Below are 20088 nucleotides of genomic sequence, written 5' to 3' on the forward strand. Positions count from 1 at the left end.
AGGATCCCATGTCGCGATGAATGAGGGGATCGCCTCTTATACAGGCGGGACCGGCCGTTGCGCAATTGCGTTGAGAGCCGTCGCGCGACGGCGCGCGAGGGCTCCGCGATGCGAAGGGCGCCGCGCCGGGCGAGCGTTTCAGGACTGCGTTCCTGGCAAAGCCTCGAGCCGGGCGCTCACCCTGCTGCGCGGATCGTCCCCTTGGCGCCCTTCCAGGACCGGGCGCAACGGTGCGACCTCGGCGGCCACATGGTCCATGAAGGCCCGCACCCGCGCCGCGTGGCGCAGGTCCGGGTGGGTCAGAAGCCAGAGCGAAGCGGCCAGTTCCGGCTCTGGCCCCGAAAGGCGTTTCAGGGATGCGAGCCGGTCGCCGCGGTAGCAGGGCAGCGGCCCGATGCCGACGCCCTCCACGATCGCCTCGCACAGACCCTGCACGCTGTTGAGGCGCAGCGCGATCCGCTCCGGCCCGGCGCGGGCGGCGACGAAGCGCGCGAAGAGTCCGCCGGCCACCGCTTCGCTCGGGCTGACCCAGTCGGCGTCGCCGCTGTCCGCATCGTCTCGCGCCGGCCCGTAAACCGCCCAGGCGATGGTGGCGAGCCGGCGCCCGACGAGGTTCGGCGGCGGGTCGCGGGTGGCGCGCAACGCCACATCCGCATCGCGGCGGGACAGGTTCAGCGCCTCCTCGGAGGTGACGAGTTCGATCCGGACTTGTCGGTAGCGCGTCCGAAATCGGCCGAGCATCGGCATCAGGAAATCGGTGACGAGCGTTGCCGCAGCGGTGACCCGCAAAAGGCCCGAGGGCGTCTGCGCCCGGTCGGCGACCTCCCGGTCGAAGCGGGCGACCTCCTCCTCCATCCGCACGGCCGCGGCGGCCATGGCCTCGCCGGCCGGCGTCGGCACGTAGCCGGAGCGGTGGCGCTCGAACAGGCGCGCACCGAGTTCCGCCTCGACCGCCGCGAGGCGGCGGAAGGCGGTGGAAGGGTTGATGCCGAGATGCGCCGCGGCCGGAGCCAGCGCGCCCCGGTCGGCGATGGCCTGCACGAGGCGGAATTCGTCCCAGGCCACCGGCACCGCACCCTCCCCCGTCCACTGTTTGCAGATCTGCAAGAGTGGTCTTGCATGTCAGGGCATGTCTGCAAACAGCGCGAACCTTCATAGGAGTCGCGCATTCGACGCTCGGGCCGAATCGAGTGCGTCGCCTCCGCTCAAGGGCGGAAAGCCCCTTCCGGGGCGATGCGCCGGGCCCGCGAACAGGAGAGACGACGATGGCGAAGGTTCTGGTGCTCTACTACTCGTCGTGGGGCCATGTGGAGCAGATGGCCAAGGCGGTGGCCGAGGGCGCCCGCGAGACCGGGGCCGAGGTCGCGCTCAAGCGCGTGCCGGAACTGGTGCCGGACGAGGTGGCCAAGCAGTTCCACTACAAGCTCGATCAGGAGGCGCCGATCGCCACCGTCGAGGAATTGGCCGATTACGACGCGATCATCTTCGGCACGCCGACCCGCTACGGCAACATGGCTTCGCAGATGAAGCAGTTCATCGACCAGACCGGCGGCCTGTGGGCCAAGGGCGCGCTGGTCGGCAAGGTCGGCTCGGCCTTCACCTCGACCGCCTCGCAGCACGGCGGCCAGGAGACCACGCTGACGAGCTTCCACACGGTGCTGTTCCATCACGGCATGGTGGTGGTGGGCCTGCCCTACAGCTTCGCGGGGCAGAACGGCGTCGAGCAGGTAAAGGGCAATTCCCCCTACGGCGCGACCACGATCGCCGACGGCGACGGCTCGCGCCAGCCCTCCGAGGTCGAACTCGACGGCGCCCGCTACCAGGGCCGCCACGTGGCCGGCATCGCGGCCAAGCTCGCGGGCTGACATGGCCGTTTCGGCGCCTCGCTGCTGTCATGCATGAGGCACGGTTTCCCCTCTTCCCGCATGCGGGGAGAGGGGATGAACGGGACCGCTCGTGAGCCCTACTGCGCCGCCGCGACGTCCTTCTGCCCGATCGCTGCGAGGACGATCCCTTCCGTCAGGATCTGCGGCAGCACCTGCGCTTCGCTCGTCCCGCGATAGACGAGATACAGCGGCACGCCGCTGCGGCCGTGACGCTCCAGGAGGCGGGTGATCTCCGGGTTCTGGTTGGTCCAGTCGCCCTTCAGATAGACCACCTGTCCCGCCCGGAACGCCGCCTGCACCCCCTCACGGGCAATGACGGTCCGCTCGTTGACCTGGCAGGTGATGCACCATGCCGCCGTCATGTCCACGAACACCGTGCGCCCCTCACGCCTCAGCGCGTCGAGACGGGCTTGCGTGAAGGCCTCCTCGCCCTGCGCCAGCGCGGTGCGCGCCGTGGCGCGGTCGCCGTCGAGGACGGCGACGAGGCCGAGCGCCGCCGCGAGCGCCGTGAGTGCCGCCACCCGGCCAAAGCCCGTGCCGAGCCGGCCCGCCCCGCGCGCCCGTTCCCAGGCCCAGGCCGCGAGCGCCACGAGGACGAGGCCGGTGAGCCCCGCGAGCAGCCCGTTGGGTCCGACCTGCTGCGCCAGCACCCAGACGAGCCACGCCACCGTCGCATAGACGGGAAAAGCGAGCGCGCCCTTCAGCACGTCCATCCAGGCGCCGGGCCGCGGCAACAGGCGCAGCGCCTGCGGGACCAGCGTCAGGCCTAGGAACGGCAGGGCGAGCCCGAGGCCGAGGCTTGCGAACACGGTGAGCGCGGCGAGCGGCGACTGCGTCAGCGCGAAGCCCACCGCCGCGCCCATGAACGGCGCGGTGCAGGGCGTCGCGACGAGCGTCGCCAGCACGCCGGTGAAGAACGAGCCCTGGTAGCCCGCCCGCCGGGTCAGCCCGTCGCCGAGCCCGACGATCCCGCCGCCGAGATGCACCGCCCCCGACAGGCTCAGGCCCATGGCGAACAGGCCGTAGGCGAGAAGCGCCACCACCACCGGCGACTGAAGCTGGAAGCCCCAGCCGATCCCGGCGCCGCCCGCCTTCAGCGCGATCAGGAGCCCGGCAAGCCCGAGGAAGCTCGCGAGCACGCCCGCCGTATAGGCGAGCCCGTGCAGCCGCACGCGGGTTGCGGATTCGCCCGCCTGCCGCACGAGGCTCAAAACCTTGATCGAGAGAACCGGGAAGACGCAGGGCATCAGGTTGAGCAGGAGGCCGCCGACGAGCGCCAGCCCCGCGGCGCTCCACAGCGTCAGGCTCTCCTCCTCCGGTGCGGGCGGCGCCTCGGCTGCGGGCGGCGCCTGGGGTGAGGCCGGAACGGCAGCGGCGGTCGTCGGCGCGGGGGCGGGTTCCGGGCCCAGCGCATAGGCCTTGCGTGCGCCGTCCTCGGTGAGGGCGAGGACGCCGGCCAGCGCCTCGGGCAACTGCCCCGCATCGCCCGGCGTCAGGGTGAGATGCAGGCCGGCGGCATCGATGGCGAGATCCTGCGGCGCGGCGTTGTCGAGCGCGCCCTCGGCGTAGGGGAAGAAGGCGGCATCGGTCACACCCGCGAGGCCTGGCCGTTCGAGATGCAGCACGAGCCGGTCGCCCTCGCGGGTCGCGCGATACGAGCCGGGCGCGGCTTTGGGAAGGGCTTCGGGAAGGGCGGCGCGGGCGCGGGCGAACAGGGCCGCCTGCCCCGAAGCCGGCTCGGCTGAGGCCGCCACCGGCAGGTCGAGGCTCAACTCCGCCGAGCCCGGAATGCAGATCTCCTCGCAGACGAGGTAGGAGAGCGTGCCGGAGAGCCGCACCGTCTCGCCGGCTCGGGCGCTTTCGGGCACGGCAAGCGGCACCAGCAGGGTGACGGCGCCCTCGTAGCCGAAATTTATCAGGGTCTGGACCCGGATGCGCTCCGGGACCGGCCACTGCACCGGGCCGACCGTGAAACCCTCGGGCAAACGCCACGCCATCTCCGGCGGCAGGCCGGAATCGCCGGGATTGCGCCAGTAGACGTGCCAGCCCGGCTTCATCGCCATGTGCAGGCCGAGCGTCACCGTGCGGCCGGGCACCAGCGCCTCGCTCTCGGAGACGAGGCGCGCGCGCACGAGATCCTTGGCCTTCATCGCCGTCATCGCGCCCTGCGCGCCGGCAAGGCCCGGAGCGGCAAGCGTCAGGAGGAAGGCGAGGAGGAGACGAAGCATCGATCTGTTTCCGGGCGGCCCGGCGCCCCTCCCCGCAAGGACGTCCGGCCCCGGGCAAGCCCGCGACCGCGAAGGGGAATAGGCCGGTTGGGCCGGAGCGGGCCGGCTGGCATCAGCGCGGCTTTATAGCAGATCGTCTCCGCCCCGTGAGCCGCGCCGGCCCGCGGCCTCGAACCGCGCCCGCGCCGCCCTTACCCCGCGGCCCGCTCCTTCTTCAGCCGGTAGAGCGCGTCGAGCGCCTCGCGCGGTGTCAGCGCATCGGGATCGAGGCGGTCGATCAACTGGCCGAGCCGGTCGTCGGGCTCGTGTTTCACCGGCTCCGGCGGCGGGGGCGGTGCGGCGGCGAGGCTGGCGAAGAGCGGCAGGTCGTCGATCTTGCGGCGGGCGGGGCGCTCGCGCTCCGAGGTTTCGAGGCCTTTCAGGATGGCGCCGGCCCGTGCCACCACGCTCGGCGGCAGGCCGGCGAGGCGGGCGACCTGGAGGCCGTAGGAGCGCTCGGCGACCCCCGGCACCACCTCGTGCAGGAACACCACGTCGCCGCGGTCCTCGGCCACCTTCAGCGTCGCGTTGTCGAGGCGCGGCAGGCGCTGGCTCAGCGCCGTCAACTCGTGGAAGTGGGTCGCGAACAGCGCCCGGCAGCCGTTCTTCTCGTGCAGGTGCTCCAGGCAGGCCCAGGCGATGGACAGGCCATCGAAGGTCGCGGTGCCGCGGCCGATCTCGTCGAGCACCACGAGCGACCGGCGGGTTGCCTGATTGAGGATCGCGGCGGTCTCGACCATCTCGACCATGAAGGTCGAGTGGCCCCGCGCGAGGTCGTCGGCCGCGCCGACACGGGAGAACAGCCGGTCCACCACGCCGAGCCGGGCGGAGGCCGCCGGCACGAAGGCGCCGATCTGCGCCAGCACGGCGATCAGCGCGTTCTGGCGCAGGAAGGTCGATTTGCCGCCCATATTCGGGCCGGTGACGAGGCGGATGCGCCCGGCCTCGTCGCCGGAAAGGTCGCAGGCGTTGGCGATGAAGGCCTCGCCGGCCTTCGTCAGCGCCGCCTCCACCACGGGATGGCGCCCGCCCTGAATCGCGAAGGCGAGGCTTTCGTCGATGACCGGCCGGGTCCAGGCGAGTTCGACCGCGAGTTCGGCGTGGCTCGCGGCGACATCCAGGCCGGAGAGGGCCTCGGCGATATCGGCGATCGCCTCCGCCCCCTCGCTCACCCGCGCGCTCAGCCGATCGAACACCGCGGATTCGAGCGCCAGCACCCGGTCGGAGGCGCCCGCGATCTTCGATTCCAGCTCGCCGAGTTCGACGCTGGTGAAGCGCATCGCATCGACCATGGTCTGGCGATGCACGAAGTCCTGCATCAGGCCCTTGAGACAGGCCTCGCCCACCGCCTGCGGCACCTCGATATAGTAGCCGAGCACGTTGTTGTGCTTGATCCGGAGCGTCCGGCAGCCGCTGGCCTCGGCATAGCGCGCCTGGAGCGCGGCGATGACTTTTCGCGAGTCCTGGCCCAGCAGCCGGGCCTCGTCGATCTCGGCGTGGTAGCCCGCGCGCACGAAATTGCCGTCGCGCCGGTTGAGCGGCAGGTCGTCGGCGAGCGCCTGAGCCAGTTCCTCGGCCAGCGCCCGGTCGGCCTTGTCGAGGCGGCGGGCGAGGCGGGTCAGCCCGTCCGGCAAATTTTCTTCCGCGCGAAGCTGCTCAGCGATCGTCGCAGCGGCGTTGAGCCCGTCGCGCAGGGCGGCGAGGTCGCGCGGGCCGGCCCGGTTCAGGCCGATGCGGGAGAGCGCGCGGGCGATGTCGGGGGCGGCGTGCAGCGCGTCGCGTAAGTGAGCCCGCAGCGCGCCGTCCCCGGCCAGGAAGGCGACGGCGTCGTGCCGCCGTCCGATCTTGCTCAGGTCCGTCAGGGGGCCGGCGAGGTGTTCGGCGAGCAGCCGGGCGCCGCCGGCCGAGACCGTGCGGTCGATGGCGTCGAGCAGGCTGCCCTTGCGCTCGCCCGACAGGGTGCGGGTGAGTTCGAGGTTGGCGCGGGTGGCCGCGTCGATGGCGAGCGTCGCCCCCGTCGCCTCCCGGCTCGGCGCGGAGAGCGGCACGCGGGTGCCGAGCTGGGTGCGCTCGAGATAGAGCAGCGCCGCCCCGGCCGCCGCGATCTCCGCCCGGCTGAAATTGCCGAACCCGTCCAGGGTCTTGACGCCGAACTGCTCGCGGATGCGCCGCTCGGCCGAAGCCGGCTCCAGCTCGCCCTGGGCGAGCGGCACCACCGCCGCCTTGGTCTCGCGCCACAGCTTGGCCAAGGCCGGATCGGCGTGGATGACCTCCGAGAGCACGATCTCCCGCGGCTCGTGCCGGGCGATGGCGGCGGCGAGTTCCGAACCCTCCACCTCGCTCAAGGCGAAGCGGCCGGTCGAGATGTCGAGGGCGGCGAGCCCGTAGGCCTCGCTCGTGTCGGAGAGCTTGCGCCGGCCGATGGCGAGCAACAGGTTGGCCCGCGTCGGGTCGAGCAGGCGGTCCTCGGTCAGCGTGCCCGGCGTGACGAGGCGGATCACCTCGCGCCGCACCACCGATTTCGGACCTCGCTTCTTGGCTTCCGCCGCGTCCTCGGTCTGCTGGCAGACGGCGACGCGGTGGCCGAGCGCGATCAGCCGGTGCAGGTAGTCGTCGGACCGCTCCAGGGGCACGCCGCACATCGGGATGTCGGCGCCGCCATGCTTGCCCCGCTTGGTCAGGACGATGCCGAGGGCGCGGGAGGCGATCTCCGCATCCTCGAAGAACAGCTCGTAGAAATCCCCCATCCGGTAGAACAGTAGGCAGTCCGGATTGGCGGCCTTGATCTCGATGTACTGCGCCATCATCGGCGTGGCGCCGGGAATGTCGAGGGGCGAGGAAGTCACCGTATCCGCCGCCTGGGCACGCCGTTCGAGGGGTTGGGAACGCTGGGGTCTGGACATGGGGACGAGGCTAGCAGCCCCGCCGCGGCCGGGCACCGCCGGGCAACCGTGAAGTCCGTGGACAAGTGGGCGCTCTCCCCAGCCGTCGCAAGCGAGGGTGGTGCCGCCGCCGGCCGCAGCAACGGCGAAGGCCCGCCCGGCATGATGCCGGACGGGCCTCGTAAGCCGTCAGCGAATCGAAGCGCTCAGTAGCGCGGGCCGCCCGTGGTGTTGCCGAGCTGCTGCTGATAGCCGGGCCGCTCCGGGTTGCGGGCGTTCGGGTTGCCGTGGTGATGGGTGTTCATCCGGCGGCGATGGCGCTCGGCCTTGGTCGAGTGGTGGTGGCCGAGGACGCTCCGGTGGGGGCGGTGCCAGTCCTGGTGGGAATGGTCGCGAACGGTCTCGACCGTCTGGCCGGCGATCAGGCCGGGGGCCGGCATGGCAGGGGCGGCGGAGGCCGACGCCACTCCCAGGCCGAGGCTGCCGAGCAGCGCACCGGCTGCGAGTGTCAGGGCTATGCGCATCGTCGTCTCTCCGTCGCGTACATGGACCGCACGCTGAGCCCACAAGTCGCAGCTTTCCTTCCCGTTCCGGAAAAATCCCAAGATATGTTAACAAATTTTCGTGGGCGTCGCAGAAGGCGCTGAGCGGCGCCGATGGTTGCGCCCGGGCCCGAACCGCGGCACCTCGCGGACCATGTCGTCCCCCGCGCCATCCTCCGCTCCCCCGCTCCCGATCGAGGCCGCCCTTCCCGCCCTGCGCGCGGCCCTCTCCGGGCGATCCTCCGCCGTGCTCGTAGCCCCGCCCGGCGCCGGCAAGACCACGCGGGTGCCGCTGGCGCTCCTCGACGAAGCTTGGCTCGGCGCCCAAAAAATCATCCTGCTGGAGCCCCGGCGGCTCGCCGCGCGCGGTGCGGCCGAGCGCATGGCCGCCACCCTCGGTGAGCGGGTCGGCGACACGGTGGGGCTCCGCGTGCGGCTCGGCTCCAAGATTTCGGCCCGCACCCGGATCGAGGTCGTCACCGAGGGCGTGTTCACCCGGATGATCCTCGACGATCCGGAACTGACCGGTATCGGCGCGGTGCTGTTCGACGAGTTCCACGAGCGTTCCCTCGATGCCGATCTCGGGCTGGCCTTCGCCCTCGATGCGCAGGGCGCGCTGCGGGAGGATCTGCGCATCCTCGTGATGTCGGCCACCCTCGACGGCGCCCGCGTGGCGGGGCTTCTCGGCGACGCGCCCGTGGTGGAATCGGAAGGACGCGCCTACCCGGTCGAGACCCGCCATCTCGACCGCGACCCGAACCAGCGCATCGAGGACGCGATGGCCGCCGCGATCCTGCGGGCGCTGCGGGCCGATCCCGGCTCGCTGCTCGCCTTCCTGCCGGGGCAGGCGGAGATCCGCCGCACCGCCGAGCGGCTGGAGGGACGCCTCCCGGACGACACCGACCTCGCGCCCCTTTACGGCGCCCTCACCCAGGGCGAGCAGGATCGGGCGGTGGCCCCGGCACCTCCGGGGCGGCGCAAGGTGGTGCTGGCGACCTCGATTGCCGAGACCTCGCTGACGATCCAGGGCGTGCGCATCGTCGTCGATTCCGGGCTCGCCCGCGTTCCGCTCTACGAGCCCGGCAACGGCATGACCCGGCTCGTCACCGCGCGGGCCTCGCGCGCCTCGGTCGATCAGCGCCGGGGCCGCGCCGGCCGCACCGAGCCGGGTGTCTGCTGGCGGCTCTGGCCGGAGGCGGCGACCGCGGCGCTCGAACCCTTCGCCCGGCCCGAGATCCTCTCCGCGGATCTGGCCGGGCTGACTCTCGACTGCGCCGCCTGGGGCGTGACCGACCCGACCGCCCTGCCCTTTCTCGATCCGCCGCCCGCGCCGGCGCTGGCCGAAGCGCGGGCGATGCTGGCCGATCTCGGCGCCCTCGATCCCGACGGCCGGCTCACGGCCACCGGAGACACCCTGCGCAGCCTGCCGCTGCCGCCCCGGCTCGCCCGGATGGTCGCCCGCGCCGCCGAAGCCGGTCAGGCCCGCCCCGCGGCCGATCTCGCCGCCGTGCTGGTCGAGCGCGGGCTCGGCGGCGACGCCGTGGACCTGGCCGAGCGCCTCGACCGCTTCCGCCGCGACCGCGGGGGCCGGGCCGCCGACATGCGCCGCCTCGCGGAAGGCTGGGCGCGGCAGGCGGCCAAAGCGGCGTCCAACGCGGCGGATGCCGTCGAGCCCGATCCCCCGATGGCCGAGCCCGGCGCCCTGCTGGCGCTGGCCTATCCCGACCGGGTGGCGCGGGCGCGGGGCCGGGACGGCGCCTTCCTGATGGCGAACGGCCGCGCCGGCCTCGTCGATCCGGTGAGCCCGCTCGCCCGCGAGCCCTTCATCGTCGTCGCCGACCTCACGGGTGCGGCGGCCTCCGCGCGGATCCTGTCCGCCGTCGCCATCGCGTCCGAGGCCATCGACGCCTTGTTCGCCGACCGGATCGGCACGGTGCGCAGTGTCAGCTTCGATAAGGAGGCGCGGGCCCTGCGCGCCCGCGAAGGCCGCCGGCTCGGCGCCGTGACGCTCGACGAGCGCACCCTCCCCGTCCCCGCCGACGGGGAGGGTGCGCGGGTCCTGGCCCGCGGCATCGCCGGGCTCGGCCTCGACCGCCTGCCCTGGACGCCCGCCCTGGCGCAGTGGCGCACCCGCGTCCGTTTCCTCCACGGAGCCCAAGGTGGGGCGGAGGGCGGCGAATGGCCCGACCTCTCCGATGAGGCTCTGGCGGCGAGTGTCGAGGAATGGCTGGCACCGGCCATCGTCGGGCGGACCTCGCTGGCAGCGATCACCGCCGACGACCTCGGCCAAGCCCTGCAGGGTCTGCTGCCCTGGACGCTGCGCGCCCGCCTGGAGACGGAGGCGCCGAGCCATGTCGAGGTGCCGACGGGCTCGCGCATTCCGGTCGATTACGAATCGGGCCCCGAACCGGTGCTCGCGGTGCGGGTGCAGGAGCTGTTCGGCCTCGACCGGCATCCCGCCCTCGGCGGGGGGCGGGTGCCGCTGGTGCTCCACCTGCTCTCGCCGGCCCACCGCCCGATCCAGATCACCCGCGACCTGCCGGGGTTCTGGCGCGGCTCCTGGGCGGCGGTGCGCTCGGAGATGCGGGGCCGCTATCCCCGCCACCCCTGGCCGGAAGACCCGCTCAGCGAGGCCCCGACCCGGCGGGTGAAGCCGAAGGGGACGTGAGGGCGGACGTGACGGGCGCTCGGGGCATCAGCCAGATCAGGAGCCGGTGGGTCGGCCAGGAGATCAGGAGCGGGATGGCGACGACGAGGCCTGCGAACCACGCCCAGGCCGGCAGGAACGTCTGCGCGGCGGTGTCGCTCATGCCCCAGACATAGTTGATGTTGACCGGCGTCAGCCCCGGATCGGGCCGCGGCGGCGGCATCAGGAAGAAGCAGACGAACAGGAGGATGACCGCCAGCGCCGACCACGCGCCCCAGGCGCGCCGGTCGTAGCCGAGCCGCCAGACGAGGAACACGAGCAGGAACGGCAGCCAGCCGTGGAACAGCGACAGGCCCCGCAGGAACGGCGAGGTCTCCGCGTTGAACATGTAGGCGGTCAGGCCGGTGAGCGGAGTGCCCGCGGCCTGCGCCAGGAAATCGACGGCCCAGAGCAGTTGCGGCGCGAGGATGCCGGCGGCGCAGATCGAGACGAGAAGCGCGCTCTCCGCCCAGATGCCGACGAGGGTCAGGATCAGGGCGATGTCGCAGAAGTACAGGAAGTTCGTCGGCCCGTAATGGGCGAGATAGACCGGGAGCAGCACCGCCATGAAGGCCGAATAGGCGAGCTTGAGGCTCAAGGGGATGCGCGACGGGATCGAGCCGCGGCCTCGCCCGATCCTGCTGGTGTCCGCCGCCGCCGCGCTGTCGGCAGGACCTCCGGAAAGACCCATTGTCGCCCCCTGTCGTTTCCGGCTTGACCGTGGACGAGATTCGCCCCGGAGAGCGTGAGGGAACGCACGCGACCTGTCGCGTCCGGCGCGATCGCCGTATCGCGGGAAGCGGTGCCGTTCTGAAAGAGCCGTGGGGGAGAACGATTCGATGCGCTCAGGGGCCGGCTGCGTCTTCTTCCCCCTGTTCGGGCTCGTGCTCACGGCCGGCGTCGCCGGCGCGCAGACGCCACCCGAGCCGGGCGCGGCCCGGCCGCTGGTGATCCCCCAGGTCGAGGGCGAGCGCCAGGGCAAGGTGCTGGGCCGGGCGCTCGCCTGCGGCGCGGAGCGCGAGCGGGTCGATCGGGTGCTGAGATCTGGCCGCGAGCGTATGATGGCAGCGGTCGGCCGGGCGCTCACGGAGGAGCGCTACGTCCTGGCGCTCGACGACGCGATGCGCCTGGAGACGAGCCTGCCGGCGCCCTCTCCGAGTGCATGCGAGAAGGCGCTGGCCGGGCTCGAACGCCTGGAGAAGGCGCCGTAGACGCCCAGACGATTAGGAAAAGCGGCCGCCCTTTTGGATCACCTCGATCTTGTAGCCGTCCGGGTCGGTGGCGAAGAAGAAGGTCGCGAGCGCGGTGTCGCCGTGCTTGAGCGTTTTGACGGGGGTAACGGGGAGCCCCTCGCGCTCGAAGCGGGCGTGCTCGGCCTCGGCATCCTCCACCACGAAGGCGAGATGGCCGTAGCCGTCGCCGAGATTGTAGGGCTCGGCGCGGTCCTTGTTGACCGTCAGTTCGAGTTCGAACGGCGAGGACGGATCGCGCAGGTAGAGCAGCGTGAAGTCCGGAAAGTCGAACCGGTCGGCCGGCTCCAGGCCGAAGGCGCGGGCATAATAGTCCCGCGAGCGCGCCTCGTCGCGGACGCGGATCATGGTGTGGACGGGCTTGGCCATCGGCCCTCTCTCCCCGGTACGGATGATGTGTGGATGAGTGCCCATCTGGCGCAGTCCGGCCGGGCGGAAAGGGTTTTTGCCGTTTACGCTTCGTCAACCTTACCGGGTGCTTGCTGCCGGCAATGATGCGCACCGCGTCCCTCCCCAGTGTCGATCCCGAAGCCCTCCTGCCGCCGGGCGACGCCGCCCTGCGCGCGGCGATGCGGGGCTGGCGCGAGGCGCTGGCGCGGGAGCGGCGCATGGCCGCCAACACGGTCGAGGCCTATGAGCGCGACCTGCGTCAGTTCCTGATCCATCGCGCCGCCCGCTCCGGCACGCCCACCATCGCCGGGCTGATCGCCCTGAAGCCCCGCGACCTGCGCGCCTTCATGGCCGCGCGCCGGGCCGAGGGGATCGGCGGGCGCTCCCTGATGCGGATGCTGGCGGGTTTGCGCTCCTTCGCGCGCTTCCTCGAACGGGAGGGGCACGGCAGCGTCGCGGCGCTCGGCGCGGTGCGCTCCCCCAAGGTCGAGCGCCGCCTGCCGCGCCCGCTTCCCATCTCCGCCGCGCTGGCGATGACCGCGCCCGAGACCCGCCCCGACAACGACCGCGCCCCGTGGGTGCTCGCCCGCGACGCGGCGGTGATCGCCCTCCTCTACGGCTCGGGCTTGCGCATTTCGGAGGCGCTGGGGCTCACCGCCCGCGACGCGCCGATGCCGGGCATCGACGAAGTGCGGGTGACGGGCAAGGGCGGCAAGGTCCGCGCCGTGCCGGTGCTGCCGGCGGTCGCCGAGGCGGTGGCCGCCTACCTGTCGCTGTGCCCGCACGCCCTCGACCCGGAGGGGCCGCTCTTCGTCGGCGTGAAGGGCGGGCCGCTCTCGCCGCGGGTGGTCCAGTACGCGGTCTCCGCGCTACGCGGCGCGCTCGGCCTGCCCGAGAGCGCGACCCCGCACGCCCTGCGGCATTCCTTCGCGACGCATCTGCTCGCCCGCCGGGGCGAGCTGCGGGCGATCCAGGAATTGCTCGGCCACGCCTCGCTCTCGACCACGCAGATCTACACCAAGGTCGATGCCGCCCGCCTGATGAGCGCCTTCGAGGACGCCCATCCCCGCGCCCGGCGGCTGCCGCCCCCGGAACCGCCGTCCGCGCGTTCCGAAACCGTTGAGGCAGAGCAAAGCACGAGCGCCCGATCCGGCTATGCTGTCCGGCCGGACAGGCCGGTGGAGCGCAGAAATGCATAAGTTTGCTCCGTTCACCTTGGTCTTGCCGCGATTGAGTGGCGGATTGTCATCAACCAAGCGGTCGCAAGCCGCCCATTCAGCAGCCCCAAGGAGTGTCCGATGCGCGTGAGCGGAATCTGTCTCGCGATCCTGCCGGTCCTCGCCGTCCTGGCCGTCACGGCCACGGTGAAGACGCTCCTCCTCCCCGTCACCGCCGTACGGCTGCTCGCCCGCGGCCGCGCCGCGCGGGCCTGACCGGGCTCGGACGACCCGTTTAGGAAACGCGCTCGGCGGGCCGGCATGGCCTCTCGAGCGCTGTCCCCCAAAAGAATGCCCTCACGCCCAGCGCCAGCCGCCGGGTTCGATGACGAGAATGCTGCCCTGGCGGATGCCGAGCCGTGGGGCAGCGTAGATGTCGAGATGGCCTGCGATGACCAGCAGCGCCCGGGCGACGCCGCCATGGGCGACCATCACGGTCGGGCGGCGTAGCTCCGCCACCACTTCCTCAACCCGCGCCTCGACCATCGCGTAGCTCTCCGCTCCCTCCCCGCGCGGCTGGTAGCCCCAGCGGTCGCGGTCGCGCGCGGCGGCGCCTGCGGGATCGCGCCGCCGGATCTCGGTCCAGGTCCGGCCCTCCCAGGCGCCGAAGCCGATCTCCCGCAGCCGCATATCGGCCCGGTAGCCGCCCGTGGGCAGGCCGATACCGGCGCGCAGGATCTCCATCGTCCGGCGGGTGCGGGTGAGCGGGCTCGCCACGTAGTCGGCGGTGGGCAGTTCCGCTCCGGCGATGCGGCGCAGCCGCTCGGCCGCCTCCGCCGCGTGGGCGAGCCCGGTGGCGTTGAGATCGGTATCGCGGTGGCCCTGAAGGCGCCCCTCCGCGTTCCAGTCGGTCTGGCCATGGCGCACGAACCAGATCGTCGGCACGCCGCTCATGCGGCGGCTCCGGCGCGACCGGCGCATCCCCTTGAAGACCTCACTCTCGAAGACCCCGCCCTCGAAGGCCCCGACGCGCCGGATCGGGAACGGCGAAGGCGGCGCGTCTGTTGGGGCTCCAAGCTTATTCCTTCCTTGTGGGTCCGCGTAGCGGCCTCGCAATCGGCTCGTGAGCAGGTAATCTTCGGCATGGCGCGCAAGAACGGCAAGGACGGCAAGAGCGCCGGGAGTGAAAAAAGCGTCGAGAGCGACAAAACGACGGAGACACAACCGCAGGCGGCGTGGCCCGACCATCCGCCTTCCTTTGCCGGCTGGGCCCGCGCGGCGATCGCGAGCACGGGCACCGCGCCGAGCCTGTCGCCGCATCTCCACCCGGTCCTGCCGCCGGCCGCGCCCGGCATCGTCACGGTCGAACCCGGCCGGAGCGTCAACCTCGCCGCGATCGATCCCGACGCGACCGGTGGTCTCGAGAAGGCGGCGGCCAAGGCCGAACTCGACGCGCAGCGCGTGCGCATCCGGGCGCTGCAGGAGAAGCTCTACGCCGAGCACCGCCGCTCCCTGCTCGTGGTGTTCCAGGCGATCGATACCGGCGGCAAGGACGGCACCATCCGCAACGTGCTGGAGGGGGTGAACCCGCAGGGCTGCCGGGTCTGGTCGTTCAAGGTGCCGAGCACCGAGGAACTCGATCAGGACTTCCTCTGGCGCTACCACCTGCGCACGCCCGGCCGCGGCCTGATCGGCGTGTTCAACCGCAGCCATTACGAGGACGTGCTCGTGGTGCGGGTGAAGGGCCTCGTGCCGGAGGAGACGTGGCGCGAGCGCTACGGGATCATCAACGATTTCGAGCGGCTGCTGACGCTCTCGGGCACGGTGATCCTCAAGTTCTTCCTCCACATCTCCAAGGACGAGCAGAAGGAGCGCCTGGAGGCCCGCCTCGCCGACCCGGAGAAGCACTGGAAGTTCGACCCGGCCGACCTCGTGGAGCGCAAGAGCTGGGACGCCTACCAGACCGCCTTCAACGACGCGCTCGCCCGCTGCTCGACGCCCTACGCCCCCTGGCACGTCGTGCCGGCCAACCGCAAATGGGCCCGCAACGTCATGGTCGCCCGCACCATCGCCGACACGCTGGGAGCGATGGACCCGCGCTTTCCCGAGCCGCGCAAGGGGCTGGACGGTATCAAGGTGCCGGATTGATCTTTGGCCCTGGGCCGAGGTCGTGCGCCAAGAGGTCGGGGAGGGACAAAGCCATCCCGCACGTCGCGGCAAGCCAGCCAAGCCGCCGCACCATTTCCGCCGCGTCGGGGGCGGCACGGGGCAGCCGATCGATGCGGCAGGCCATCCGTTCGAGGGAGAACGACCCAGCCCGGACTCCGGACGGGATCCAGCTCTGGTCCTTCTCTCTCCAAGCGACGGACTTTGGTCAAAGCCACGCCCTCGACGTCAGGGACGATCGCGGTCACGCCGGGGCATCCGCCGCCTTGGGAGTGCCGGGCGCGGCCGCCCCATCGGTCGGCATCACCGAGGTGCCGGGCTCGCCGCAGACCGGACATGAAGTCCGGCCATTTCAACCCTGTCGACCCGGTCCTGCGGGGCAATGACCGCGAAGACGGGCTGCATATCCCGGAGCAGGTCACCGCTCGGTGAGTCCTCCAGCATCTGGCTTACGATCTGTGTGATGTCCTGGTCCAGAACGGCGGCCCAGAGGGTGTAGGCCCGCGCCTGCGCCGGATCGGACCCGACGCTCCAGATGGGATCGGCCGTTGGCAACGAGCCCGGGATCGTCGATCAGGCGCGCCGCAATCCGTCGCGTCAGCTCGTAGGGCCGACGCTTGTTGCGATCGTGGAAGTCCGCCTTGCGCGGAAGCGATCCGACGAAGCGCTCTCCTTCCGTCATACCGCATCTCCGACAATCGGAAACGGTTCGCCCCGAAGGCGAACTTCTGCCTGCCAATTGAAAATGGCGGGGAGAGGGGAGCAACGGCCGGAAGCCGTGTATCCCTCCCCGAATCGCTCTCCGAACGGTCTAGATTGGCTTCGCTTCAGCGCGCGGGAGGTCACGGATGCCGGCGGTTCGCGAGATCGAGGCGGCCGGGTACCGGTCGCTGAAGAACATCCGCTTTCCGCTCGGGCGGCTCTCGGTCTTCGTCGGCGGCAACGGCACCGGCAAGACCAACCTCTACCGTGCCCTCGGCCTGCTCCAGGCGGCTTCCGGCGGCACGCTGACGCGGGCGCTCGCCGCCGAGGGGGGGATGGAATCCGTGCTCTGGGCCGGGTCCCGCCGCAAGGGCGAGCTGGCGCGGGTGCGTTTGTCCGCCGAATTGGCCGACGAGACCACCGGCCACGCCTACACCTACGCGGTCGAGGTTGGCCTCGTGCCGCAGGTGGGCGGCGCGGTCTACGGGGCGGCCTTCGCCCTGGAGCCGCAGGTGAAGAGCGAGCGGCTCACCGTGCAGGCCGGCGCGCGGCCGGTCACGGTGCTCGACCGCGACGGGCCGGCGGGCTTCGTGCGCGACGAGGAGGGCCGCAAGCGCGTCTTCGGCACCGACCTGCTGCCGACCGAGACGGCGCTCGCCGCGCTTCAAGACGCGGTGCGCTTTCCCGAATTGCAGATCGTCCGGCAAGCCATGGAGGCATGGCGCTTCTACCACGACGTGCGCACCGATGCGGGCTCGCCCCTGCGCCGCCCCTGCCTCGCGGTGACGACACCGACTTTGGCCTCCGACGGCGCCGACCTCGCCGCCGTCTTCGCGACGTTGGCCCATATCCGCGGCGACACCGTCGACCTCGACGCAGCCTTCGCCGACGCCTTTCCCGGCGCCCGCCTCGTGGTGCCGCGGCCGGATCGGGAGGCGCGGTTCGGCGTGATCTTCGCCGAGTACCCCAAACGGATCTTCGAGCCGTCCGAACTCTCCGACGGCACGCTGCGCTACCTCGCGCTCGCGGGCGCGCTGCTCGCCTACCGGCTGCCGCCCTTCCTCGCGCTCAACGAGCCCGAAACCAGCCTGCACCCGGATCTGACGGAGGCGCTGGCGCGGATGATCGTGCAGGCCTCGCAACGTACGCAGGTCTGGCTGGTGACGCATTCCGAGCGCCTCGCCGCGGCGGTCGCCGAGTCCGGCGGCGTGCGTCCGCGCCTCGTGCTCAAGCGCGATGGAGCGACCTGGATCGAGGGCTTGCGGCTCTCCGGCGATTTTTCGCAGGGCGAGGAGGACGATTGAGATGCGGGTCGCGCTTCGGGCCGTGCTGACCGGGCGCGTCGCGCCGCTGGGGGAGAAGGGCGCGGCGAGCGCCATCGCCAAGGCCCCCGTACAGGGGCCGGTCGCGGTGGGGCCGCTCGGTCTCGCGGGCGACGAGCAGGCGGACCGGCGTGTTCATGGCGGCCCGGAAAAGGCCGTGCACCACTACGCCCTCGACCATGCCGCCGCGTGGCGCGGCGATTTGCCCGGCCTGCCCGATCTGTTGGAGCGGCCCGGTGCCTTCGGTGAGAATTTTTCGACCCACGGCCTCACCGAGCACGATGTCTGCGTCGGCGACCTATGGCGGGTGGGCGATGCCCTGCTTCAGGTCTCGCAGGCGCGCCAGCCCTGCTTCAAGCTGAACCTGCGCTTTGGCGTGCCGGACATGGCCCGGCGGGTGCAGGCGAGCGGGCGCACCGGCTGGTACTACCGGGTAATCGAGACAGGCGCCGTGGCGGCCGGCGACGGGCTCGAACGCGTCGCGCGCCCGCATCCGGACTGGCCGCTGTCGCGGCTCCTGCACCACTTCTACGTGGATCGCCTCGACGCGGCGGCCTTGCGGGCGATTGCCGGTCTCGCGCCCCTCACCGAATCCTGGCGGGCGCTCGCTGCCCGCCGGCTCGCGAGCGGCGCCGTGGAGGATTGGCGCCGACGGCTCGGGGAAGAGGGCTAAAGCATCGTCCCGAAAGGTGGCCTCCGGCTTTCGGAAAAAGACGATGCGAAAACAAGAGTCTAAACCCTATTCCCGCTCGCGGGTGATGTCCGGCGCGTCGGGGTTCTTCATGCCGACGACGTGGTAGCCGGCATCGACGTGAAGGATCTCGCCGGTCATGCCGCGGGACATGTCGGAGAACAGGTAGGCCGCCGTCTCGCCGACCTCCTCGATGGTCACGGTCCGGCGCATCGGCGCGTTGTACTCGTTCCATTTGAGGATGTAGCGGAAGTCACCGATCCCCGAGGCCGCCAGCGTCTTGATCGGCCCGGCCGAGATCGCGTTGACGCGGATCTGCTTCGGCCCGAGATCGGCGGCGAGGTAGCGCACGGAGGCTTCCAGCGCGGCCTTGGCGACACCCATCACGTTGTAGTGGGGCATCCACTTCTCGGCGCCGTAATAGGTCAGGGTCAGCATCGACCCGCCGTTGCGCATGATCTTTTCCGCGCGCTGCGCCACCGCCGTGAACGAGTAGCACGAGATCAGCAGCGACTTGGTGAAGTTCGCCTCCGAGGTTTCGAGATAGCGCCCCGTCAGCTCGTCCTTGTCGGAGAAGGCGATGCAGTGGACGACGAAATCGATGCCGTCCGGGAACACCTCGGCGGTCGCAGCGAAGGCGGAATCGATCGAGGCCGGATCGGTGACGTCGCAATGGCCGACCACATGCGCGTTCAACTCGCGCGCCAGCGGCTCGACGCGCTTCTTCAGCGCCTCGCCCTGGTAGGTGAAGGCCAATTCCGCTCCGTGTGCGGCGGCGCTGCGGGCGATACCCCAGGCGATCGAGCGGTTGTTGGCCACTCCCAACACCAGCCCGCGCTTGCCCGCGAGCAGCCCGCCCGGCTTCTGTTCCGACATGCGTCACCTTCGCTTCGGCCGCGCGGGCGCCTCTCGAGGGACGGCCCTGCGCCGGGGGCTTCCTTAGCCGAGGGTTGCCGGAGGGGGAAGCCTCAAGGCGCGCGGGATCGCCTCGGGGGCGATCCCGGTGTCCTCGTTTGGGCCTCGGGGACCATCTGCCCAGCCGCGGAGTGCGTGAATCCTCACGGCACGCTCCGCTCGCCGCCTCGGCAGACGCCGAGGCCTGCCCCGCGGCACGGCGTCCTCTACGCCGTCCCGGCCTTCGCCTCGCGGCGGCGGCGGGCATACTCGGTCAGCGCCGGGTCGTCGCTGGCCGGCAAGACGATGGCAGTGGTCGCGAACAGGTCGCCGCGGCTGCCATCCTTCTTCGGCAAGCCCTTCCCGCGCAGGCGGAAAGTGCGGCCGGAACTCGTCATCGCCGGCACCTTCATCTCGACCGCGCCGGTCAGGGTCGGCACGCGCAAGGCGCCACCGAGCACCGCGTCCTCCAGTGGAAGATCGACGGTGGCGCGCAGGTCCGCGCCGTCCACCTTGAACACCGGGTGGGGCTGGATGCGGATGGTCAGCAGCACGTCGCCGGGCTCGCCGCGGGGACCGCCCGCGCCGCCGAGGCCCCGCAGGCGGATGGTCTGGCCATCGACGACGCCCTTGGGGATCATCACGTCGACATCGCGCCCGCCGGGCAGGCCGATGCGCATCTTGTCCTCGCTCGCGACCTGTTCGAGCGTCACGCTGAGTTCGGCCGCGACATCGTCGCCGCGGATCGGCCCCCCGCGCCCGCTCGGCCCGGCGCCGCCCGCGCGGAACGCCTCACCGAAGATGTGGCTGATGAAGTCCTCTCCGACGCCGCCCGGCCCGGCCCCGCCGCGTCGCTGCGTGAAGCCTTCGAAGTCGAAGCCGCCGCCACTGCCGCCGCGTCCGCCGCCGAACCCGGAAAAGCCCTCGAAGCCGGTCGCGCGCGGCTTACCCTCGGCGTCGATTTCGCCGCGGTCGAACTGCGCGCGCTTCTCCTTGTCGCCGAGGATTTCGTAGGCGGTGTTCGCCTCCGAGAAGCGCTCGGCGGCCTTCGGGTCTTTGTTGCTGTCGGGGTGGTATGCCTTGGCGAGCTTGCGGAAGGCCTTCTTGATTTCGGCCTCACTCGCGCCCTTGGGGACACCCAGAACGTCGTAGGGGTTTCGCATCGGCATTCTTTTGAGGGGGTCGCAACCGAATAGGGATACGGCCTCTGCCGCACGGCTTCAACGTGGGAAGGGCGTTGCGGCTCTGCAACA

The 20088-nt window shown here is 71.6% G+C and carries 17 protein-coding genes; 8 read left to right on the forward strand and 9 right to left on the reverse strand.

The annotated features are described in order from the left end of the window. Positions 1 to 138: 138 nt before the first annotated feature. Complete coding sequence (locus Y590_RS20690) at positions 139 to 1071, reverse strand: LysR family transcriptional regulator (RefSeq protein WP_201026801.1); 933 nt, start codon at positions 1069 to 1071, stop codon at positions 139 to 141. 194 nt (positions 1072 to 1265) lie between these two features. Here Y590_RS20690 and wrbA point away from each other — a divergent pair, with 194 nt between their 5' ends. Then, positions 1266 to 1865 carry an NAD(P)H:quinone oxidoreductase gene (gene wrbA, locus Y590_RS20695; RefSeq protein ID WP_060771501.1) on the forward strand — a complete coding sequence of 200 codons (600 nt, stop codon included), beginning with the start codon at positions 1266 to 1268 and terminating at the stop codon, positions 1863 to 1865. Between the two features lie 98 nt (positions 1866 to 1963). On the opposite strand, the gene Y590_RS20700 is transcribed toward wrbA, so the two are convergent. From Y590_RS20700 to Y590_RS20710, 3 genes are all read right to left on the reverse strand, one after another. Beyond that, on the reverse strand, positions 1964 to 4114 hold the full coding sequence (locus Y590_RS20700; protein WP_060771502.1) for a protein-disulfide reductase DsbD family protein: 2151 nt from the start codon (positions 4112 to 4114) through the stop codon (positions 1964 to 1966). A 191-nt stretch (positions 4115 to 4305) separates the two neighbouring features. Continuing rightward, positions 4306 to 7056 carry a DNA mismatch repair protein MutS gene (gene mutS / locus Y590_RS20705; protein WP_060771503.1) on the reverse strand — a complete coding sequence of 917 codons (2751 nt, stop codon included), beginning with the start codon at positions 7054 to 7056 and terminating at the stop codon, positions 4306 to 4308. Between the two features lie 185 nt (positions 7057 to 7241). Further along, positions 7242 to 7559, reverse strand: a complete 318-nt coding sequence (locus Y590_RS20710) for a hypothetical protein (RefSeq protein ID WP_060771504.1) — start codon at positions 7557 to 7559, stop codon at positions 7242 to 7244. Between the two features lie 172 nt (positions 7560 to 7731). On the opposite strand from Y590_RS20710, the gene hrpB reads away from it, so the two are divergent. Continuing rightward, positions 7732 to 10245 carry an ATP-dependent helicase HrpB gene (gene hrpB / locus Y590_RS20715; RefSeq protein WP_060771505.1) on the forward strand — a complete coding sequence of 838 codons (2514 nt, stop codon included), beginning with the start codon at positions 7732 to 7734 and terminating at the stop codon, positions 10243 to 10245. On the opposite strand, the gene Y590_RS20720 is transcribed toward hrpB, so the two are convergent. After that, on the reverse strand, positions 10202 to 10954 hold the full coding sequence (locus Y590_RS20720; RefSeq protein ID WP_060771506.1) for a hypothetical protein: 753 nt from the start codon (positions 10952 to 10954) through the stop codon (positions 10202 to 10204). The genes hrpB and Y590_RS20720 overlap by 44 nt on opposite strands. A gap of 148 nt (positions 10955 to 11102) precedes the next feature. On the opposite strand from Y590_RS20720, the gene Y590_RS20725 reads away from it, so the two are divergent. After that, positions 11103 to 11474 carry a hypothetical protein gene (locus Y590_RS20725; protein WP_060772390.1) on the forward strand — a complete coding sequence of 124 codons (372 nt, stop codon included), beginning with the start codon at positions 11103 to 11105 and terminating at the stop codon, positions 11472 to 11474. 12 nt (positions 11475 to 11486) lie between these two features. On the opposite strand, the gene Y590_RS20730 is transcribed toward Y590_RS20725, so the two are convergent. Further along, entirely contained in the window at positions 11487 to 11882 is a 396-nt protein-coding gene (locus tag Y590_RS20730; protein WP_060771507.1) for a VOC family protein, read from the reverse strand. 122 nt (positions 11883 to 12004) lie between these two features. On the opposite strand from Y590_RS20730, the gene Y590_RS20735 reads away from it, so the two are divergent. Both Y590_RS20735 and Y590_RS27435 read left to right on the forward strand, forming a co-directional pair. After that, entirely contained in the window at positions 12005 to 13102 is a 1098-nt protein-coding gene (locus tag Y590_RS20735) for a tyrosine recombinase XerC (protein WP_060771508.1), read from the forward strand. A gap of 99 nt (positions 13103 to 13201) precedes the next feature. Beyond that, positions 13202 to 13336, forward strand: coding sequence for a hypothetical protein (locus tag Y590_RS27435; protein ID WP_003606816.1), 135 nt, complete (start codon positions 13202 to 13204; stop codon positions 13334 to 13336). Positions 13337 to 13417: 81 nt separating this feature from the next. Here the strand turns inward: Y590_RS27435 and Y590_RS20740 are convergent, their stop codons facing one another. Next, a complete protein-coding gene (locus Y590_RS20740) occupies positions 13418 to 14014 on the reverse strand; it encodes a histidine phosphatase family protein (protein ID WP_060772391.1) in 597 nt (198 codons plus the stop codon). A 189-nt stretch (positions 14015 to 14203) separates the two neighbouring features. Between Y590_RS20740 and Y590_RS20745 the strand changes: the two genes are divergently transcribed. The 3 genes from Y590_RS20745 to Y590_RS20760 all read left to right on the forward strand — a co-directional run bounded on the left by Y590_RS20745 (position 14204) and on the right by Y590_RS20760 (position 17923). Further along, positions 14204 to 15208 carry a polyphosphate kinase 2 family protein gene (locus tag Y590_RS20745; RefSeq protein WP_060771509.1) on the forward strand — a complete coding sequence of 335 codons (1005 nt, stop codon included), beginning with the start codon at positions 14204 to 14206 and terminating at the stop codon, positions 15206 to 15208. A gap of 866 nt (positions 15209 to 16074) precedes the next feature. After that, the gene (locus tag Y590_RS20755) at positions 16075 to 17232 is read left to right on the forward strand and encodes an AAA family ATPase (protein WP_060771511.1); all 1158 of its coding nucleotides are present in this window, start codon (positions 16075 to 16077) and stop codon (positions 17230 to 17232) included. Position 17233: 1 nt separating this feature from the next. Next, positions 17234 to 17923, forward strand: coding sequence for an MOSC domain-containing protein (locus Y590_RS20760; RefSeq protein ID WP_060771512.1), 690 nt, complete (start codon positions 17234 to 17236; stop codon positions 17921 to 17923). A gap of 66 nt (positions 17924 to 17989) precedes the next feature. Here Y590_RS20760 and fabI read toward each other — a convergent pair whose 3' ends face one another. Both fabI and Y590_RS20770 read right to left on the reverse strand, forming a co-directional pair. Beyond that, positions 17990 to 18817 (reverse strand): enoyl-ACP reductase FabI, encoded by an 828-nt coding sequence (fabI, locus tag Y590_RS20765; RefSeq protein ID WP_003605474.1) that lies wholly within the window; start codon positions 18815 to 18817, stop codon positions 17990 to 17992. A gap of 245 nt (positions 18818 to 19062) precedes the next feature. Continuing rightward, on the reverse strand, positions 19063 to 19998 hold the full coding sequence (locus Y590_RS20770) for a DnaJ C-terminal domain-containing protein (RefSeq protein WP_060772392.1): 936 nt from the start codon (positions 19996 to 19998) through the stop codon (positions 19063 to 19065). Positions 19999 to 20088 lie beyond the last annotated feature (90 nt).

This window comes from Methylobacterium sp. AMS5 (assembly GCF_001542815.1).
Taxonomy (GTDB): domain Bacteria; phylum Pseudomonadota; class Alphaproteobacteria; order Rhizobiales; family Beijerinckiaceae; genus Methylobacterium.

Bases quoted from the DNA above. Each gene is read 5' to 3' on its own strand.
- wrbA (WP_060771501.1), top strand. From the start codon at position 1,266: ATGGCGAAGGTTCTGGTGCTCTACTACTCGTCGTGGGGCCATGTGGAG.
- Y590_RS20700 (WP_060771502.1), bottom strand. From the start codon at position 4,114: ATGCTTCGTCTCCTCCTCGCCTTCCTCCTGACGCTTGCCGCTCCGGGC.
- mutS (WP_060771503.1), bottom strand. From the start codon at position 7,056: ATGTCCAGACCCCAGCGTTCCCAACCCCTCGAACGGCGTGCCCAGGCG.
- Y590_RS20710 (WP_060771504.1), bottom strand. From the start codon at position 7,559: ATGCGCATAGCCCTGACACTCGCAGCCGGTGCGCTGCTCGGCAGCCTC.
- hrpB (WP_060771505.1), top strand. From the start codon at position 7,732: ATGTCGTCCCCCGCGCCATCCTCCGCTCCCCCGCTCCCGATCGAGGCC.
- Y590_RS20720 (WP_060771506.1), bottom strand. From the start codon at position 10,954: ATGGGTCTTTCCGGAGGTCCTGCCGACAGCGCGGCGGCGGCGGACACC.
- Y590_RS20725 (WP_060772390.1), top strand. From the start codon at position 11,103: ATGCGCTCAGGGGCCGGCTGCGTCTTCTTCCCCCTGTTCGGGCTCGTG.
- Y590_RS20730 (WP_060771507.1), bottom strand. From the start codon at position 11,882: ATGGCCAAGCCCGTCCACACCATGATCCGCGTCCGCGACGAGGCGCGC.
- Y590_RS20735 (WP_060771508.1), top strand. From the start codon at position 12,005: ATGATGCGCACCGCGTCCCTCCCCAGTGTCGATCCCGAAGCCCTCCTG.
- Y590_RS27435 (WP_003606816.1), top strand. From the start codon at position 13,202: ATGCGCGTGAGCGGAATCTGTCTCGCGATCCTGCCGGTCCTCGCCGTC.
- Y590_RS20740 (WP_060772391.1), bottom strand. From the start codon at position 14,014: ATGAGCGGCGTGCCGACGATCTGGTTCGTGCGCCATGGCCAGACCGAC.
- Y590_RS20745 (WP_060771509.1), top strand. From the start codon at position 14,204: ATGGCGCGCAAGAACGGCAAGGACGGCAAGAGCGCCGGGAGTGAAAAA.
- Y590_RS20755 (WP_060771511.1), top strand. From the start codon at position 16,075: ATGCCGGCGGTTCGCGAGATCGAGGCGGCCGGGTACCGGTCGCTGAAG.
- Y590_RS20760 (WP_060771512.1), top strand. From the start codon at position 17,234: ATGCGGGTCGCGCTTCGGGCCGTGCTGACCGGGCGCGTCGCGCCGCTG.
- fabI (WP_003605474.1), bottom strand. From the start codon at position 18,817: ATGTCGGAACAGAAGCCGGGCGGGCTGCTCGCGGGCAAGCGCGGGCTG.
- Y590_RS20770 (WP_060772392.1), bottom strand. From the start codon at position 19,998: ATGCGAAACCCCTACGACGTTCTGGGTGTCCCCAAGGGCGCGAGTGAG.